The following is a 17,345-nucleotide window of genomic DNA, read 5'->3' on the forward strand; positions in this document are numbered from 1 at the left end:
CACTTGTAGATCGTCGGAAGACCTGACGATTTGCGCTCGCTCAAACTGCTGCGATGAAAAATGATTGCGCGAAGCCGGTATCATGGTCAGTTTGGGTTCATGCAGCGCTGTTGCGCGCTTGCCGGCGTGGCCGCGTGAGCATTCCGCCAAACAGCACGGCGTAGCCGACGAAGGCGATAATCCACAGCCCCGCCGAGATGTGCAGGAGAATCGGAGCGTCTGGAGCCAGCGCCGCCGCTACGCGCAGGATGGCTGCGATGACGATCGCGACGAAGATCACACGTGTTCCGGCGCTTGCCGCCAGCTCGCGGCCTGTGTGGCCGAGGGTGGCGCGTGTCATCACGGCAAGCGTCATGCAGGCCACCGCTCCGACGGCGAATGCGTGAATGCCTGCTGCCGCCGGAACCGCACCCGGTGCGAGCACGGTCAATCCGGCAAGCAACAGGCCGAGCGGCACAAAGGCGAAGGCAACATGCAGGATCAGCACCAGCGGATCGGCCAGCGTCCGATCGCCCGCCCAGCGCGCAAGCCGAACAACATTGAAGACCGCTCCCCCGATCAGAAGCGCGCCGGTCGCGGTATAGGCGGGAAAGAAGGTCCAGGCGGCGAGGCCGATGGCGGACAGCGCGATGGTTCCGATATCGAATTTGCCAAATGATGCTGGGATCCGGCCGGGGTTCTCGCGAACCAGCCAGTTGCGGGTGAAGCTCGGGATTATCCGCCCGCCTACGATCATGATGAGGATGACGACCGCTCCAAGGCCCAGGCGCCGGCTCATGTCGGAGACTCCCTGGTAATGCGCTTCAACATGAAACATGACGTTTGCAGCAAAAAGGGTCGCGACTGGCAGCAGCACCTTGAGGTTCCGCCAGTTCCGCCCGGCGATGATTTCCGTTGCGGCGGCCGCCACCACCGCGAGAAGAAAGCAGCAGTCTATGACCATGCTCAGCAGCCAGCCCGTTTCCGCGGAAAGGAACACGGCGATGCGGCCCGCGACCCACAGCAGCACGAGCACCAGCAGACGAAAATCCTGAACTGGAAGTCGTCCCGTCCAGTTCGGAATTGCGGTCAGCAGGAAGCCGGTCACGACTGCGGGCAGGTAACCGAACAGCAATTCGTGAATATGCCAGTCGACGGGCAGGAAGGTGCTCGAGGTCTCAAGCTTGCCGTAATAGAAAGGCAGCCACAAAAGGACCGCTGTAGCGGCTTGCAGCGAACCCAGCAGAAAGAAAGGCCGGAATCCGTAGGAGAGAATTGCTGGATAAGCGCTCGGCCGCGTCCGTGGAATCGCCATGAGATGCCTCATTGAGAAGCAGGCAAGGCGCCTGCTGGACGCTTCTATCCCGCGACGGAAGGGTGGAATTTGCCGCAGCGCAAATAACAGAGTGATTGCCGGGCCCTATCGAGGGGGCGGCTTCACTTGTCGGCGGGCGGTCGTCCGTGACACAGTCTGGCAGGCTTTGGCGCGTTGCGCTGATGAAGTTGGGGAGGAAGGCAGTTGGCAAGCCTTGATCGATCACTGATCGCCGGACTGTCCGTTTTCGAGGGGATCGCTTCCGCGGACCTCGATCGCATAGTCGGACAGGCAAGGTCCATTCGAATCGCCAAGGATCAGCCCGTGTTCGAGCAGGAGCAGGAGGCCCACTCGTTCTTCCTGTTGCTCGACGGCCATGTGCGTGTGGTGAAATCGACTCCGGATGGGCATGAGGTGACCGTGCGCTACATAAGCCCGGGCGAGATGATGGGGATCGCCAGCGCGCTGGGCCGGACGACCTATCCGGCAAATGCGGTCGCTGCCGTCGATTGCGTGGCGCTTGCCTGGCCGAGCCAGCTCTGGCCCACATTCGCGGCGAGTTTCCCGAGCTTCAGCGCCAACACTTACAAGGTTGTCGGATCCAGGCTTCAGGATGCCCACACGCGCGTCATCGAGATGTCCACCGAGCAGGTGGAGCAACGCGTCGCGCATGCGTTGCTCAAGCTGATCAAGCAGTCGGGGAAAAAGACCGAGGAAGGAATCATGATCGACTTCCCGATCTCACGTCAGGACGTCGCCGAAATGACGGGCACCACGCTTCATACTGTCAGCCGGCTGTTGTCCGCCTGGGAAGACCGGGGGCTCGTGAAGAGCGGACGACAGAGGGTGGTCGTGGTCGAGCCCCATCGCCTCCTTGTTATCGCAGAGGGTCGCCCGACAAAGAGTTAATCCGCTCAGCCGGCGCCGATGGCCGCCTCTAGATCGCGGCGGAGCTGGTCCTCGTCCAGGTCATGCTCGCGTGCCGCGTCGGAAACAGTGTGAAAGGAAGCGATCGGGCAGCCGACGCACAGCATTCCGCGCTCAAGAACGACACGAATTGCCGCCGGTGTCTCGCGCATGATCCCATCCATCGTCGCATCGTCGTTCAATTTGCGTTTCATCTTGCTTGTCCGCATTGTGCAGCCAACTATCCTGCCTGGCATTTCCAGTGGGCTCGTTGCTCCGAAGCAAAGACGGCGCTGTCTTGTCTTGGGAGACGCAGTTCTTGAGATACTGTTGGAGCGGCTTTGCCCGCCCGGGTATTTTGCGATGGATCAAAGCCGGGCGGCCGTTCGCCGGATAGATCGATGGCTCCCGGTTTTGACACGGCCCGGTCATCAGCCGGTGGCAGCGTCGATGCATCGAGCGTCAGCCGGAACGGCTTAACCAGCGAAGGAATCGGAAATGACCGAGCGTCCCAGCACCAATCGCTTGTCCGCGCAGGAACTGCGCGACATTGATGCCTATTGGCGTGCCGCAAATTACTTGACCATCGGGCAGATCTACCTGCTCGACAATCCGCTGCTTCGCGAGCCTCTCCGGCTGGAACATGTCAAGCCAAGGCTGCTCGGACATTGGGAACCTCGCCGGGTCTCTCCTTTATCTATGCGCATCTCAACCGCGCCATCAGGCAGCGCGATGCCAATGTCATCTATGTCTGCGGTCCCGGCCATGGTGGGCCAGCGATGGTGGCAAACACCTATCTCGAGGGCACCTACAGCGAGACCAATCCGGACATTGCGTTGGGCGAGGTCGGAATGAAGAAGCTCTTCCGCCAGTTCTCGTTTCCGGGCGGCATCCCAAGCCATGCGGCGCCCGACGTACCCGGCTCGATTCACGAAGGCGGTGAGCTTGGCTACGCGCTCTCGCACGCCTACGGAGCGGCCTTCGATAACCCGGATCTTGTCGTCGCTTGCGTCGTTGGCGACGGCGAGGCGGAGACCGGGCCGCTCGCCACGTCCTGGCATTCCAACAAGTTCCTCAACCCGGCGCTTGACGGCGCGGTGCTGCCGATCCTCCATCTCAACGGGTACAAGATCGCCAATCCCACCATTTTGAGCCGCATCCCCGCGGAAGAGTTGCGCGCGCTGTTCATCGGCTATGGCTACGAGCCGCTGTTCGTCGAGGGTGACGATCCGGCCTTGATGCATGAGCGGATGGCGGTCGTGCTCGACGATGCGCTCGATCGCATCAAGGCTATACAAGACACAGCTCGCAGCGGCGCGAAGACCGCGCACCCGCGGCCGAAATGGCCGATGATCGTGCTGCGAAGCCCGAAGGGCTGGACCGGTCCCAAGGAAGTCGACGGGCTGAAGACCGAGGGATTCTGGCGCGCCCACCAGGTTCCGCTCTCCGGCCTGGCGGATAACCCACAGCATCTGAGGATGCTTGAGGAGTGGATGAGAAGCTACCGGCCCGAGGAGCTTTTCGATGCCGCCGGCGCGCCTGTGGCCCCGATCCGCGCCACCGCGCCGGACGGTGACAGGCGCATGAGCGCCAATCCGCATGCCAATGGCGGCCTGCTGCGCCGGTCTCTCGAATTGCCTGGTCTGGACCGGCACGCCGTCCCGGTCGAGCGGCCCGGCTGCGTCAAGGCGGAGTCGACCCGTGTCATGGGCGGTTTCCTGCGCGACGTCATCACGTTGAACCGAGCCGCACGGAACTTCCGCATCGTCGGGCCCGACGAGACGGCCTCGAACCGGTGGCAGGACGTCTTCGAGGTGACGGAGCGCGTCTGGATGGAAGAGATCCTTCCCGAGGACGTCCACCTGGCGCGGGAAGGCAGGGTTATGGAAATCCTATCGGAGCATACGTGCCAGGGTTGGCTGGAAGGCTACCTGCTGACGGGGCGCCATGGCTTCTTCTCCTGCTACGAGGCCTTCACGCATATCGTCGATTCGATGTTCAACCAGCATGCGAAATGGCTGGACGCCTGCCGCAAGCTCGCCTGGCGGCGGCCAATCGCTTCGCTGAACTATCTGTTGTCCAGCCATGTCTGGCAGCAGGAGCACAACGGTTTCAGCCATCAGGATCCAGGCTTCATCGACGTGGCGCTGAACAAGAAGGCGGATGTCGTGCGCGTCTATCTGCCGGCGGACGCCAACAGCCTGCTTTGCGTGACCGACCATGTGCTTAAGACATGGAACCGCATCAACGTCATCGTCGCCGGCAAGGCCAATTCCTGGCAGTGGCTGACCATCGACGAGGCGAAGGTCCACTGCGGCGCCGGCATCGGCATATGGGAATGGGCATCGACCGACGGCGGCGCCGAGCCTGATGTGGTGATGGCCTGCGCCGGCGACGTGCCGACGCTCGAGACGCTTGCCGCCGTTCAAATCCTGAGACTCCACATTCCCGACCTTAAGGTCCGTGTCGTCAACATCGTCGACCTGATGGCACTGCAGCCGAAGGAACATCATCCGCACGGGCTGTCGGATCGCGAGTTCGATGCGTTGTTCACCAGGGACAAGCCCGTCATCTTCGCCTATCACGGCTATCCGTGGACCATCCACCGCTTGACCTACCGGAGGACCAATCACGACAACATCCACGTGCGCGGCTACAATGAGGAAGGGACCACGACGACCCCCTTCGACATGACCGTGCTCAACGGGCTCGACCGCTATCATCTGGTGCTCGGCGTGCTTGACCGGATTCCCGAGCCGGCCGGCGCGCACGTCCAGCTGAAACAGGCCATGGAAGGCAAGCTGATCGAGCATGCAGCCTATATCCGCGAGCACGGCCAGGATATGCCCGAGATACTCGGTTGGCAGTGGGAGCGGTAGCCGATGACGAAGCGCCGTGCCGGAAGGATCGTGTCCGCCAGGGCTGGGACCAGTCGGCCATGACCGATGCAATCCTGGTCCTCAATGGCGGTTCGTCAAGCCTGAAGTTCGCCGCCTTCCATGGGCACGACGAACTTCATCTGCTGGTGCGTGGCAGCGTTTCGTCGATCGGCGAGCGGCCCCGGCTCCACGTCGCGCCCACGGCAACCACACCGCCGTTCGACAGGAGCCTTGGCGGACAATCGATCTCCATAGGCAAGGCGTTCGAGGCCGTTATCTCCTACCTGGGGGACCGCGGCGTCTTGAACCGGGTGCGCCGGGTCGGGCATCGCATAGTTCATGGCGGTCGGGAGTTTACCAGCGCAACGTTGCTCGACGAACGCACGCTCGAGGCCTTGCGCAGGCTAGAGCCGCTTGCCCCGATTCATCAGGCGATCAACCTGGAGCTCGTCGGCCTGGCCGCCCGCCTTTTGCCCGGCGCCACCCAGGTGGGCTGCTTCGATACGGCCTTTCACGCGACACGGCCCGAGCTCGCAAGACTGTATGGCCTGCCGCGCGAGCTGTCGGAGCAAGGTATCGTGTCCTACGGGTTCCACGGCCTCTCCTACAGCCATATCGCCAGCGAGCTCCACAACCGCTACGGCGCCGCCGCTGGTGGCCGGACGATCGTTGCCCATCTCGGCAGCGGAGCGAGCCTGTGCGCGATGAAGGCGGGAGTCAGCCACGCAACCACCATGGGCTTCTCGACGCTTGACGGCCTCGTCATGAGCACGCGTTGCGGAGCGATCGATCCCGGCATCGTCCTTCACCTTCTGCAAGACCGGAAGCTGTCGGTCGATGAACTTGCCGACCTGCTTTACGAGCGCTCCGGTCTGCTGGGGATATCAGGCATATCCGGGAGCATGCAGACGCTGCTTGCGTCGAAGGATCCGGCGGCGATACGCGCGGTCGATCTTTTCGTCTACCGTGTCGGGCGAGAGATCGGATCGCTTGCCGCGGCGATAGGCGGGCTCGATACGCTCGTGTTCACCGCGGGCATCGGCGAGCATGCGCCTGTGATCCGGCAGAGCATCTGCGAGGCCGCGGGATGGCTGGGCGTCGCGCTCGACAAGGGGTTGAACACGAGCGGCGAGGAGTTGGTCAGCGCTCCAAATTCCCTGGTCGACGTGCTTGTCATTCCCGCTGACGAGGAACGTGCGGTGGCCGCCGAGCTGCTCGACTTCGCTGCAAAGATTAAATGATATCGCCCGCAAGTGTGAGGCACTTGCGGGCGATATCATCAGAACAAGGCGACACGCCTTAACCCGGCAACTTGGCGCGGAGCTTTCGACGAACCAGGACGAGCGTCGGGTCGTCGGGATACGTCGTGACGATGAAGCCCATTTCGCGCTCGAGTTCGATTGCCGCGCGGTTCTCGCGGCTCTCGATCGACTCGATCGTCTCGATGCCATGATCGTCGGCGTAGCGCGCTATATAGCCGAGCAATTCCCAGCTGACGCCCAGATGCTTTCGATCCGCACGGATGCAGATGGCGACTTCGCCACGGCGGTCGGCCGGGTCGGCGGCGAGGGTCGCCACCGCGATCAGCATCCCGTCGGTCGAGAAGGCAAGAAAATTATGGACGTGCGGATCGTCGGAGCGGGTCATAGCCACCAGCCGCTCATGCGAAACTTCCTTCACGGCCCCGAGGAAGCGGAAGCGCAAGTCCTCCGGCGTCACATGGGTGAAAAATTCGGCCACGGTCGGCTCATCCTCGGGGCGTGCGCGACGCACTTCGAAGCGAAATCCGGTGTGGGTGGTAAGCGTGCTCTTGGTCATTGTCGTCCCTTCAAGGATTGACGAGCGGAGGACCGTGCCTCTCACTCTCCCATTGCCAGCAGCGTGTCGCGCTTCAGGATCTCGATGCTGCGCAGGCTGAGAAGGCGAATCATGCCCTTCTCCTTCAAGCGGGTGAAGACCCGCGACACGGTTTCGATAGTGAGGCCGAGATAGTCGCCGATGTCGTTCCGCGACATCGGCAGTTCCACCTGCCGCAACCCGCCCTGACGCTCCGACATTTCGACGAGGAACGCCGCGACGCGCTCGATGGCATTCTGGCGGCCGAGCACAAGGAGATGCTCCTGCGCCCGGGTCAGGCCCTTGAGTGCGAGAGGCAGGATCTGGCGGGACATGTCCGTACCAGATGGAGCGCGAAAGACGCGGACGCCGGTAGCGTTGATCGCCTCGGCGAAGAAGTGGTGCGTGGCATCGGCCTCGAAACCGAAGGTCTCGCCCGCCAGATGGAATGCGCTTATCTGCCGGCGGCCATCGGCGAGCAGACGGTAGATGCGGACCGCTCCGAATTCGACCTGGTAAAGGGCGCCAGCCTTCTCGCCCTGGGCGTAGATTTCGGCGCCAGCCGAGAAGAAGCTGACCGGCGTTGCTGGCCCGTCGAAGACGGGCGCGTGGCTCTGGTGAGGGAGATACGACGGCAGTTCGATCTTGGCGGCTGCTTGAGCGTACATGGCGGTGTTCCCTGTGAATTCCTGACGACAGCAATCGCGCAAAACCGGCCATGCCGAAATTCGGTTATCTCCCTAGGGGAAACTACTTAGAGCGACCGAAATCAGCCGAACGGGGCGGCCGCGGCGAGGGAGCCTCCTGGTCCAAGCGCCTCCTGGTCCAAGCCATGCGATTGACCCCGATCAAGGCCGACATGATCCGGCCCGGCAATCATCTGGCCGGAATCAATCAGGGAATCCTGGCCATGACCTCCGACATGATTGAAATCTGGGCTGGGATACTGAGTCTCGCCTATCTTGCCGCCGCGAGCCTTTGTCTCGAGCTGTTTCATGCGCTGAAGCATGTTCCGGTGAGCCATGGTCACGCACGGCTGTTCCAGGTCAAGGTCAGCCGCCCGCGACAGGAACGAGGGCCAGTCAGGCGCATTTCCATTCCCGTTGTGGAATGAAAGCGGGTCTGTTTGCGTCCGAGAACGGGGAACGTGATGAAAGCAATGGTGCTGGAAAAGCCCGGTACGCTCTTGAACCTCATTGACCGTCCCGATCCTCTGCCGGGAACGGGTGAGATCAGGCTCAAGGTGGAAGCATGCGCGGTATGCCGTACCGATCTGCACGTCGTCGATGGTGACTTGCCACGGCCGAAGCTGCCGCTCGTGCCAGGTCACGAAATCGTCGGCATCGTCGATCTTGTCGGCGAAGGCGTGTCACGGTCCCGACTTGGGCACAGGGTAGGCGTCCCATGGCTGGGGCACACTTGCGGACATTGTCCCTATTGCAGCGCCGGCGCCGAAAACCTGTGCGACGAGCCGCTTTTCACCGGCTATACGCGCGACGGCGGCTTCGCCAGTCATGTCGTTGCCGATGAGCGTTTCGCCTTCGAGCTCGATGCCGACGCGGATCCGGTGTCGTTGGCGCCGCTCCTGTGCGCGGGTCTGATCGGCTGGCGTTGCCTCAAGAAGGCCGGCGATGGCCGCAGACTGGGCATCTATGGCTTCGGCGCCGCCGCGCATATCATCACCCAGGTCGCGATCTGGCAGGGTCGTGAAATCTATGCGTTCACGCGGCGCGGTGACATTCAGGCGCAGGAATTCGCGCGCTCATTGGGCGCCGCCTGGGCAGGGGCATCCGACGAATTGCCCCCGGCCGAGCTTGATGCCGCGATCATATTCGCACCCGTCGGCGAGCTGGTGCCGGCGGCGTTGCGGGCTGTCCGCAAGGGCGGGCGGGTGGTCTGCGGCGGCATCCACATGAGCGACATTCCATCGATGCCTTACAAGCTTCTCTGGCAAGAAAGGGAATTGGTGTCGGTCGCGAACCTCACCCGTCGTGACGCGGAGGAGTTCTTTCCGATAGCAAGGCGCGCCCAGGTGCGCACGCACACAAAACTGTATCCGCTGGAGCAGGCAAACCAGGCCCTGGATGATCTGCGCACGGGCAGGCTGACTGGCGCCGCCGTCCTCAAACCGTGACGGTGCCGGGGCAATTTCGGGAAAAGTGTGTAACGGTCGGGCTCGACGGTTTCGCCGTAGCCCTCCGCCCGGAGTGCACCAAGGCAGAGAGAGACCGGTTGCAGTCCCGTGGAACGGTGAAACGCTCTAAACCGCGCGTTCGCCCAGCCGCCGCATCTGCTTTAGCCAGTTCGCCCGCCTGGTGTCGCTGGCTGTGTCGACCATACCGAACAATGTTTCCCGCACCGGCCTGATGCCGACAAAATTGAGGATGCCGCGCCGCACGCCGGCAATCCCGTGGCTGAAGAACCATATCCGGTAAACGGCGGCGGGCATTCCCATTGTCACGACAAGGCGGGCGGAGCGGCCGCGCAGCAAGGATTTGGCGAACCCCTTGCCTTTGGCCGGATAGGCGAACGCCGTACCGGGCCGCATCACCTGCTCCAGGAAGGCTTTGAGCATGGCCGGCACGGTGCCCAGCCAAAGCGGGAAGACAAAGACGAAATGCTCCGCCCAGACGACTGCCTCGGCCGCTTCCCCGAGGCTGCTTGGAATCTCCCCATGCTCGAACTCCTGCATTGTCCGAAGCATCGGAAAGTCCAGCAAGGCCAGGTCGATCTTGCACACGCTATGGCCCGCCCGCTCCGCCGCTTCGGCATATGCCGAGGCCAAGGCCCGGCAGAGGCGGTCCGGAGACGGATCGGGATGGCCGATGAGAATGAGGACGCGGCGTGGCATGGCTCCCTCTGTCTACCTGCGGGCTGGCCAGCTACGGTTGCTCGACCCTGGCCACCTGGTAGGTGTGCATGGTCCCGTTGCGCTTGATCGAGACATACTCGCCGGTGACGAACCGCTCCTCGCCGAGATGAAAGCCGATCTCGTCGTCACGATCGCCCTCGGCGTAGTCGAAGTACCACTGGCCGCCCGGCTTGCGCCGCAAGCGCCCGACCAAATCCTCCTCGCCGGTGCGGAAACGCCGAACACGGCAGACGCCCTTGTGCGATTTCCACTCCTCCGCGTCCAGCCGTCCTTCATCGGTGAGCGGCGCCAGCACGTCATAGCCTTCCTCGCGGTCACCCTCCGGATGGCCTTTTTCGCGCGCCAGAAGCAGGCGGATGGTCCTGAATTTAGGGGTAAGGTCGTGCAAGCTGGTCATGGAAAACTCCTTTCACCCCTTCCTACCGCGGCGATCGGACGGGACCTTGATCAAGGTCAAACGGGTTCTGGTTCGGCGGGAGGCTCAACTGGCTGCTGTCGGCACATGGCCGCGAACCCAGCCGATGATCTGGCTGGCGCTCATCGCCCCTGAGATGCGCGCGATTTCCCGCTGGTGGTGAAACAGGATCATGGTTGGAATGCCGCGGATGCCCAACCTCGCCGCGACGGTCTGCTCCTTGTCGGAATTGAGCTTGAGCAGCCGAATATGAGGCTCGAGCGCCTTGGCGGCCGCTTCATAGGCCGGCGCCATCATCTTGCAGGGACCGCACCAGGGAGCCCAGACGTCGACGAGCACGGGCAGGCTGCCGCGGCCGATCTGACGGTCGAAGTTCGCAGCGTCGATGTCCTGGGGGATCCTGAAAACAGTCGTACGCCACACTTTCCGCATTGCGCTTCGGCACCGTTTCGGTTCGGCGGCAGGCGGTTGACCACGCCGCATTTGGTGCAAACCACCAGTTTCGCTTGCGTCATGATCTTTCAATCCTCCCGGTTTGACTGTGTTCGGGACACCCGTCGCCAAGGGCCCGCAGTGCGTTGAGGATAACGGCGACGTCTATACCCTCCTGAAGCACTGCTCCCGCCACCGGGGTTATATGTCCCATGGCGGCCGCGATCATCGCCGCGCCCGAGAGCGCCGGCGCCGCGAGATGATGCCGATGCCACTCCACCAGGCGCCCAGCCCGCCCGCCAGACCGGGAACGGCCACGCTCAGCAACGCCCGCCGCACCAAGGTTTCGTTCATGGCGGCCGTCAAAGTTCGTCGATCATCTCCCGCAGCAGCAGCTGGACGTCCTTCGCCGTCGCGGCAAGCTGCGGGTTGTCGATGGCTCCCATCGACGCCACAGGATCGACAGCCGCGACCTCGACCTGTCCGGGAGCGGTCTCGGTCACAACCACGTTGCAAGGCAGCATGGCGCCGATCTTGTCCTCGGTCTGCAGCGCGCGCCATGCGAAATGCGGATTGCAGGCGCCGAGGATCATGTATGGCTTGAAGTCGACGCCGAGCTTGACCTTCATCGTGTGCTGGACATCGATCCTGGTCAGGATGCCGAAGCCCTTGCCGGCAAGTTTCTTGGTGACGTGTTCGATCGCCGCGGCGAACGGCATGTCGAGGTTTTTGCTGAAATAATAGCTCATCGGATTCTCCTTCGAGGGCGATCTCCGCCAGCAGGACTGTGTCGCTGTAGCTAGTCCCAAGGCCCGGATGACGCTTTGATCCAGCGCAATGAATGCCCGCCGCCTTCGGTGAATGTGGCGGCAAGGAGTCTTCCAGAATGACAATTCGAAATCTTGAATACGCGATCTCGCCGAAATCCATCGTTGTCGTCGGCGCGACAGAGCGCGTTGGTTCGGTCGGTCGCGTTGTCTTCGGCAACATCGTCGGCGGCGGCTTCGAGGGAGAGATCTGGCCGGTCAATCCCAAATATTCCGAGGTGGCCGGGCGCCCCTGCTACGGCAGGGTTACAGATCTGCCGGGCGTTCCCGACCTGGCCGTGATCGTGACCCCTCCCGACACCGTTCCCGACATCGTGCGGGAACTCGGCGAGAAGGGCACAAGAGCTGCCGTCGTCATCACCGCAGGGCTCAATCACCGGAACGGTCTGCGCCAGGCGATGCTCGATGCGGCCAGGCCTTCGCTCATGCGCATCATTGGACCGAACACGGTAGGGCTGATGGTCCCCCCGGCGAAGCTCAACGCCAGTTTCGCCCATATGGCGGCGAGGCCCGGGAACATTGCGCTAATCTCGCAATCCGGCGCGATAGCCACGTCGCTGATCGACTGGGCGGCCCAGAACAATGTCGGCTTTTCCCGGATCATCTCCCTCGGCGACATGGCGGACGTCGACGTCGGCGACTGCCTCGACATGCTGGCGGGCGATTTTCACACGCGTGCCATCGTGATGTATCTCGAAACCATACCCAATCCGCGCAAGTTCATGTCTGCCGCGCGGGCGGCGGCGCGCCTCAAGCCGGTCATCGTGATCAAGCCCGGCCGGCACGAACAGGCGGCCAAGGCGGCGGCGACGCACACCGGTGCGCTTTCGGGCGCGGACAGGGTGGTGGACGCCGCCTTGCGCAGGGCGGGGGTGCTGCGTGTGGATGATCTCGCCGAGCTGCTCGATGCCGCCGAGACGGTCGCGCGCCACGCTCCCCTCGAGCGGGCACGGCTCGGCATCGTCACCAACGGCGGCGGGGCCGGTGTTCTTGCCGTCGACAAGCTCGTCGACCGTGGCGGCGAGTTGGCTGAACTTGCGCCTTCCACGATCGAGCGGCTCGACCGCGTGCTGCCCGCGACCTGGTCGCATGCAAATCCGGTTGACATCGTCGGCGACGCCGCGCCGGAGCGCTACGGGGTGGCGCTCGAAGCCCTGGCGGCGGATCCGGGAACGGACGTCATCCTGGTCATGAACTGCCCCACCGGGCTCGGTTCTTCGCCGGACGCGGCCAGGAAGGTCGCCGAGCTTGGCGACGAGGGCGAGATCGGCGGGAAGCCGCTTCTCGCGTGCTGGCTCGGCGAGCATACCGCGCGCGAGGGCCGGCGTGTGCTGACGGAAGCAGGCATTGCCAGCTTCGAGACGCCGGAAGACGCGGCGATCGCGGCGTCATATCTCAGCGAGTGGTCGCGGGCCCAGCGGGCGCTCCTGCGGACGCCCTCAAGCCAGGGTGGCGACAAGGCTGACGGCAAGGCATCGGCGCAAGCCATCTTCCGGAAGGTGGCCGCCGAAGGGCGGCGCATGCTGACGGAGCCGGAAGCAAAAGCGACGATAGCCGCCTACGGGATTTCCGTGCCGCGAACTATTGTCGCCCGTTCCGCCGCCGAAGTGGCGCGGGCGGCCGGCGAGCTTCTCGAAAGCTCGGAAGCCGTGGTCGTCAAGCTGCTGTCGAAGGTGGTCTCGCACAAGTCGGATGTCGGCGGTGTGGTCCTCGACATTGCGACCGCCGAGCAGGCCGCGGAGGCAGCCCGGTCGATCGAGACACGTCTGCGTACGCGGTCGCCGGAGGTGAAGGCGGACGGCTACAGCGTGCAAGCCATGGTGGTGCGCAAGCATGCGCAGGAGCTCATCTTGGGCATGAACCTGGATCCGATGTTCGGCCCGGTCATTCTGTTTGGCGCAGGCGGCACGGCGGTCGAGGTCATGAACGACACCGCGATCGCCCTGCCGCCGCTCGACGACGTGCTGGCGGGAGACGCGATCGACGAGACCAGGATAGGCCGGCTGCTTGCCGGCTACCGCGATCGCAAGCCGGCCGACCGTAGCGCGATCATCGCCGCGCTGAACGGCCTGTCGCAAATGATCGTCGACTTTCCTTGCCTGGTCTCCCTCGACATCAATCCGTTGCTGGCCGACGCCGAAGGCGTCATCGCGCTCGATGCCCGCATCGAAATCGACCCGCGACGGGTGGATGAACCGGCGCCGAACCCTGCGCTTGCCATAAGACCCTATCCGTCGGGATGGAGCCGCGATTTCCTGTCGGACGGCATGACCTTTCACATCCGGCCGATCATGCCGGCGGACGTGGCGCTCTATCCCGCGTTCCTGGCAAGGATCTCCCCTGACGACCTGAGATTCCGGTTCCTGTCGCTGCGGAAGAACTTCCCGGACCAGATGCTGAAGCGGCTGACGCAGATCGACTACGATCGCGACATCGCCTTTGTCGCGCTTGAAAAGGACACGGGAGCGCTGGCGGGAATTGGCCGGATTTCCTGCGACCCCGATCACAGAACCGGCGAATATGCGCTGCTTGTGCGGTCGGACCTGCAGGGCCATGGCCTGGGATGGGATCTGCTGAACCAGGTCGTCGACTATGCGAGGGCTGAACGTATCAGCCGCATTGAGGGCATAATCCTCAACGAAAACAGAAAGATGCTAACAATGTGCCGGGAGTTCGGGTTCTCGATAGCCCACCACCCCAGCGAGGCGGGCCTGTCCATGGCGACCCTTGAGATCAGCTAGCGCCGGTCGCCTTTATCCCCCCGCCTTCCTGAGGCTGACCGCGAATGATGCGGTGTCCCCCAAAGAGGCCAGCATCTCGGCTGTGATCTCGGCCACCTTGCGGTCCGCCTCGATCTTGCGCCAGCTCAAGGCGCCGGCATCGCGCTGCAATTGCCTCGACAGGATGTCGACCGTCGCATCGGAGGGACCGCCCTTGCGTTCGCTGACCCGGCGCCAAAGCACCGACGGATCTGCCGCCAGCCAAAATCCCGCAAATGGGACGTTTGCTCCGCTCGCCGCTCGCTCGATCCTGTCGCGATCCTCAGGCTTGTCGAAGACGGCGTCGGCGACGACGGAGCCGCCCTCGGCAAGGATCAATTCCGACAGCCAGGCGAGTTGGCGATAGACGCGCTCCGATACGCCGGGCCGGTAGGCCTTGTCGGGCAGCCTCGTTTCGGCCGCCACGCCATGCATGGCCTTGCGGATGCGGTCGCTCTCGATGATCCGGGCGCCCGGCGGCGGGCCGATCCGGGGGGCGAGCGCCTCGGCCACCGTCGTCTTGCCCGTACCGCTCAAACCGCCGATTGCGATGAGCCGGGGCGGCGTTTCGGTCAGCAGCGCTTGCGCGAGCTGGAGATAGGACCGCGCTTCGGCGATCAGCTTCGCGGAGTCCCGGCTGCCTTCCTCGACCTGCGTCGCGGTCACGTGGGCGCGCACCGCAGCCCGCACCGCCATGAAGAAAGGCAGGAGAATGAAGCCGTCTTCGTCATCGGCGTCGTCGAGATAGCGATTCATCACCAGATTGGCGAATTGCGGGAAACCGCGATGCCAAAGATCCATCAGCAGGAATGCGAGATCATAAAGGACATCGACGGTGGCGATCTGATCATTGAACTCGATGCAATCGAACAGGCGAGGCTCGCCCTCGAAAACGCAGATGTTGCGCAGATGCAGGTCGCCGTGGCACAGGCGGACCCGGCCTGCCGCCTCGCGCCGGTCAAGCAGGCTGGCATGGCGGGCGAGGGCGGCGCGAAACGCCGCGGCGAGTGTTTCGATTTCCTTTCCGTCGAACACATGGCTCGTCGCGAATCCGGCCGCATTGATCTCAAGAACACCGCCGATATTCGCCGACCCGCTGGCGGCGTGGATCACTTCGGCGCCGCGGTGGTATTGCGCGATCATGCGCGCCACGCCCGTCATCAGCGCGGGTGTCAACGTTCCCGCGGCGGCCATGCGGTCGAGAAGCTTGGACTGATCGAAGCGGACCATCTCGATTGCAGCGTCGACCAGTTCCCCCGACCCGTCCATGACAAGCCGATCTCCCGAGCGCGTGATGCGGTGAACATCGAGATAGAGGCCGGGCGCCGTCCTGGAGTTCAACCCCACTTCCCTCTCGCACGCGGCGAGCCGCAACGCTGGCGTCGAAAAATCGACATAGGGCAGCTTGACCGCCCGCTTCATCTTGAACGCGCGTCCCCCGACAAGGAAGATCCGGGAAATGTGCGTTTCGATCGTCTCGACGGGGCCTGCCTCGCCATAGCTGGCGGGATCCTTCAACATCTCGACCGCGACATCCTGATTCTCGGCGATCATTGCGTCTTCCCTTGGCTTTGGTTGCATCATTGCTCCCGCCTCGCCGCTGAAGTCGCGCCGGACTTGCTAGCGCTGAAGCGTCTGGAGGTAACCGGTGAGGTTTTGGATGCGTTCCGTGGTCACGGCCTGCCCACCATAGGGGCCATAACGCTTCACGTCCTCAGGCAGGAACTGATTGCCCCAGACAGGCATGTCGCGTTCGCCATGCGCCGGGACAAGACCGCGGCCGTCGATCGTGGCATACACTCGCCAGTACGGAAACTCGCCGCCATTTCGCTTCGTCAGCGTCGTCAGATCGGAGGGGCGCTTGCGCAGTTCATCGCCCAACGGCCCGTCGCCCTTGCCGTCCACGCCGTGGCAGACCGCGCAGGAGTTAAGATATTCCTGTTGTCCATTGCTCATCTGCTGCGCAGCCGCGGTGTTCAGCGTCAGCGCGAAAAGACACATCGTCGTCCAGAATCTCATGGATCCGCCTCCAGCTATCCATGTCAGGCTAAGCCGCGCGAAGGGCGCGTACGTTGACAGGGATCAATCCTGAGAGGGGATCAATTTGATTCAGCGCAAGGAAGGGTGCCGGCTGGCTCGCTACGACTGCGTCCTCTGTTAAGCTTTCTCGAACAAGGAGCGGCCGCCATGCCATTCAAGACATTGCTCACGGTTACCGGGCCCGATCACGGAGACGGTGATCTGAGGCTCGCCGCAGGTCTGTGCGAGGAAATCGAGGCGCATCTCTCCGTGCTGGTCGTGGTCGTCGCTGCGCCTCCATCAGGCGGAGAATACGCGGCGGTCGTTTCGCCGGCCTGGCTCGCCGAACGCGAGGCCGAAATGCAAGTCCTGGAGAAGCGCAACTCGGCGGTATCCAGGATGCTGTCGGAAAGCCCCGTATCGGCAGACCTCAGCAGCGATTACCCGGAGCAGTCCTGGGCCGATGAAATTATCGGCCGGCGCGCCCGCTACGCCGATTTGACCATTATCGGGCCGGAAATGCTCGCGAGCCACCTGCTTAAGGAAAAGGTCGTTGCCGGCGCGCTTTTCTCATCCGGGAAGCCGATATTGCTGGTTCCCGAGGGAGCGCGCGCGACGCTGAAGCCGAAACGCGTCCTTGTCGCCTGGGACGCCAGCCTGGAAGCCTCGCGTGCCGTGCGGGAGGCGCTCGACATACTGTCGTCCGCCGATGAGGTCCGTATTGCCATGATCGACCCGATCGATGACGAACGGCACCACGGCGCGGAACCTGGAGCGGATGTAGCGGCCTATCTCTCTCGACATGGCGTGAAGGTCGCGGTGGATCGCCTGCCGAGCTCGGGCCATTCCGTCGCCGGCGTTCTACGCCAGCATGCGGTCGACACCGGTGCCGAGCTCATGGTTATGGGGGCTTACGGTCATTCCAGGCTGCGCGAACGGATTTTCGGCGGCGTGACCAAGTCCATGATCGAGGACGCGGGGCTGGCGGTTCTTATGGCGCGCTGAAAGGCGCGCATTCGCCGAAAGACCAGATTGAACCAGCATGCCTGGCTTGCCAGAGTTACCTCGATGGCGCCGATACCGCGGCTGTATCTGACAACATAAGC

Annotated in this window: 15 protein-coding genes and 2 pseudogenes; 7 read left to right on the forward strand and 10 right to left on the reverse strand. The window is 63.4% G+C overall.

The window, feature by feature from the left end; all coding sequences use genetic code 11:
* Positions 1–97: 97 nt before the first annotated feature.
* Positions 98–1,294: an NnrS family protein gene (locus tag ACR64R_RS27350; protein WP_487359342.1), complete on the reverse strand. Its 1,197-nt coding sequence runs from the start codon at positions 1,292–1,294 to the stop codon at positions 98–100.
* Between the two features lie 204 nt (positions 1,295–1,498).
* On the opposite strand from ACR64R_RS27350, the gene ACR64R_RS27355 reads away from it, so the two are divergent.
* Positions 1,499–2,203 (forward strand): Crp/Fnr family transcriptional regulator, encoded by a 705-nt coding sequence (locus ACR64R_RS27355; RefSeq protein WP_487359343.1) that lies wholly within the window; start codon positions 1,499–1,501, stop codon positions 2,201–2,203.
* A gap of 5 nt (positions 2,204–2,208) precedes the next feature.
* Here the strand turns inward: ACR64R_RS27355 and ACR64R_RS27360 are convergent, their stop codons facing one another.
* Positions 2,209–2,403 carry a DUF1858 domain-containing protein gene (locus tag ACR64R_RS27360; protein ID WP_487359344.1) on the reverse strand — a complete coding sequence of 65 codons (195 nt, stop codon included), beginning with the start codon at positions 2,401–2,403 and terminating at the stop codon, positions 2,209–2,211.
* Positions 2,404–2,698: 295 nt separating this feature from the next.
* Here ACR64R_RS27360 and ACR64R_RS27365 point away from each other — a divergent pair.
* A pseudogene (locus ACR64R_RS27365) lies at positions 2,699–5,079 on the forward strand (phosphoketolase family protein).
* A gap of 59 nt (positions 5,080–5,138) precedes the next feature.
* A complete protein-coding gene (locus ACR64R_RS27370) occupies positions 5,139–6,320 on the forward strand; it encodes an acetate/propionate family kinase (protein WP_487362562.1) in 1,182 nt (393 codons plus the stop codon).
* 58 nt (positions 6,321–6,378) lie between these two features.
* Here ACR64R_RS27370 and ACR64R_RS27375 read toward each other — a convergent pair whose 3' ends face one another.
* Positions 6,379–6,897, reverse strand: coding sequence for an N-acetyltransferase family protein (locus tag ACR64R_RS27375; protein WP_487359345.1), 519 nt, complete (start codon positions 6,895–6,897; stop codon positions 6,379–6,381).
* Positions 6,898–6,938: 41 nt separating this feature from the next.
* On the reverse strand, positions 6,939–7,583 hold the full coding sequence (locus tag ACR64R_RS27380; RefSeq protein ID WP_487359346.1) for a helix-turn-helix domain-containing protein: 645 nt from the start codon (positions 7,581–7,583) through the stop codon (positions 6,939–6,941).
* Positions 7,584–7,753: 170 nt separating this feature from the next.
* Here ACR64R_RS27380 and ACR64R_RS27385 point away from each other — a divergent pair, with 170 nt between their 5' ends.
* The gene (locus ACR64R_RS27385) at positions 7,754–8,029 is read left to right on the forward strand and encodes a hypothetical protein (RefSeq protein ID WP_487359347.1); all 276 of its coding nucleotides are present in this window, start codon (positions 7,754–7,756) and stop codon (positions 8,027–8,029) included.
* Positions 8,030–8,065: 36 nt separating this feature from the next.
* On the forward strand, positions 8,066–9,049 hold the full coding sequence (locus tag ACR64R_RS27390; RefSeq protein ID WP_487359348.1) for a zinc-dependent alcohol dehydrogenase family protein: 984 nt from the start codon (positions 8,066–8,068) through the stop codon (positions 9,047–9,049).
* Positions 9,050–9,175: 126 nt separating this feature from the next.
* On the opposite strand, the gene ACR64R_RS27395 is transcribed toward ACR64R_RS27390, so the two are convergent.
* The 4 genes and pseudogenes from ACR64R_RS27395 to ACR64R_RS27410 all read right to left on the reverse strand — a co-directional run bounded on the left by ACR64R_RS27395 (position 9,176) and on the right by ACR64R_RS27410 (position 11,383).
* Positions 9,176–9,766 carry an NAD(P)H-dependent oxidoreductase gene (locus ACR64R_RS27395; RefSeq protein WP_487359349.1) on the reverse strand — a complete coding sequence of 197 codons (591 nt, stop codon included), beginning with the start codon at positions 9,764–9,766 and terminating at the stop codon, positions 9,176–9,178.
* 31 nt (positions 9,767–9,797) lie between these two features.
* Entirely contained in the window at positions 9,798–10,184 is a 387-nt protein-coding gene (locus ACR64R_RS27400; protein WP_487359350.1) for a hypothetical protein, read from the reverse strand.
* An 84-nt stretch (positions 10,185–10,268) separates the two neighbouring features.
* Positions 10,269–10,717 (reverse strand): annotated as a pseudogene (trxC, locus tag ACR64R_RS27405) (thioredoxin TrxC).
* A 279-nt stretch (positions 10,718–10,996) separates the two neighbouring features.
* Entirely contained in the window at positions 10,997–11,383 is a 387-nt protein-coding gene (locus tag ACR64R_RS27410) for a DUF302 domain-containing protein (protein ID WP_487359351.1), read from the reverse strand.
* A gap of 137 nt (positions 11,384–11,520) precedes the next feature.
* Between ACR64R_RS27410 and ACR64R_RS27415 the strand changes: the two genes are divergently transcribed.
* Positions 11,521–14,202 (forward strand): bifunctional acetate--CoA ligase family protein/GNAT family N-acetyltransferase, encoded by a 2,682-nt coding sequence (locus tag ACR64R_RS27415; RefSeq protein ID WP_487359352.1) that lies wholly within the window; start codon positions 11,521–11,523, stop codon positions 14,200–14,202.
* Positions 14,203–14,214: 12 nt separating this feature from the next.
* Here the strand turns inward: ACR64R_RS27415 and ACR64R_RS27420 are convergent, their stop codons facing one another.
* Both ACR64R_RS27420 and ACR64R_RS27425 read right to left on the reverse strand, forming a co-directional pair.
* A complete protein-coding gene (locus tag ACR64R_RS27420; protein ID WP_487359353.1) occupies positions 14,215–15,774 on the reverse strand; it encodes a bifunctional aminoglycoside phosphotransferase/ATP-binding protein in 1,560 nt (519 codons plus the stop codon).
* A 66-nt stretch (positions 15,775–15,840) separates the two neighbouring features.
* Positions 15,841–16,239 (reverse strand): c-type cytochrome, encoded by a 399-nt coding sequence (locus ACR64R_RS27425; protein ID WP_487359354.1) that lies wholly within the window; start codon positions 16,237–16,239, stop codon positions 15,841–15,843.
* Positions 16,240–16,407: 168 nt separating this feature from the next.
* On the opposite strand from ACR64R_RS27425, the gene ACR64R_RS27430 reads away from it, so the two are divergent.
* The gene (locus ACR64R_RS27430; RefSeq protein ID WP_487362563.1) at positions 16,408–17,244 is read left to right on the forward strand and encodes a universal stress protein; all 837 of its coding nucleotides are present in this window, start codon (positions 16,408–16,410) and stop codon (positions 17,242–17,244) included.
* The last annotated feature ends 101 nt before the right edge of the window (positions 17,245–17,345 follow it).

The organism is Mesorhizobium sp. MC2-1-1, from assembly GCF_057597255.1.

Bases quoted from the DNA above. Each gene is read 5' to 3' on its own strand.
- ACR64R_RS27350 (WP_487359342.1), bottom strand. From the start codon at position 1,294: ATGGCGATTCCACGGACGCGGCCGAGCGCTTATCCAGCAATTCTCTCC.
- ACR64R_RS27370 (WP_487362562.1), top strand. From the start codon at position 5,139: ATGACCGATGCAATCCTGGTCCTCAATGGCGGTTCGTCAAGCCTGAAG.
- ACR64R_RS27375 (WP_487359345.1), bottom strand. From the start codon at position 6,897: ATGACCAAGAGCACGCTTACCACCCACACCGGATTTCGCTTCGAAGTG.
- ACR64R_RS27380 (WP_487359346.1), bottom strand. From the start codon at position 7,583: ATGTACGCTCAAGCAGCCGCCAAGATCGAACTGCCGTCGTATCTCCCT.
- ACR64R_RS27390 (WP_487359348.1), top strand. From the start codon at position 8,066: ATGAAAGCAATGGTGCTGGAAAAGCCCGGTACGCTCTTGAACCTCATT.
- ACR64R_RS27395 (WP_487359349.1), bottom strand. From the start codon at position 9,766: ATGCCACGCCGCGTCCTCATTCTCATCGGCCATCCCGATCCGTCTCCG.
- ACR64R_RS27400 (WP_487359350.1), bottom strand. From the start codon at position 10,184: ATGACCAGCTTGCACGACCTTACCCCTAAATTCAGGACCATCCGCCTG.
- ACR64R_RS27410 (WP_487359351.1), bottom strand. From the start codon at position 11,383: ATGAGCTATTATTTCAGCAAAAACCTCGACATGCCGTTCGCCGCGGCG.
- ACR64R_RS27415 (WP_487359352.1), top strand. From the start codon at position 11,521: ATGACAATTCGAAATCTTGAATACGCGATCTCGCCGAAATCCATCGTT.
- ACR64R_RS27420 (WP_487359353.1), bottom strand. From the start codon at position 15,774: ATGATCGCCGAGAATCAGGATGTCGCGGTCGAGATGTTGAAGGATCCC.
- ACR64R_RS27425 (WP_487359354.1), bottom strand. From the start codon at position 16,239: ATGAGATTCTGGACGACGATGTGTCTTTTCGCGCTGACGCTGAACACC.
- ACR64R_RS27430 (WP_487362563.1), top strand. From the start codon at position 16,408: ATGCCATTCAAGACATTGCTCACGGTTACCGGGCCCGATCACGGAGAC.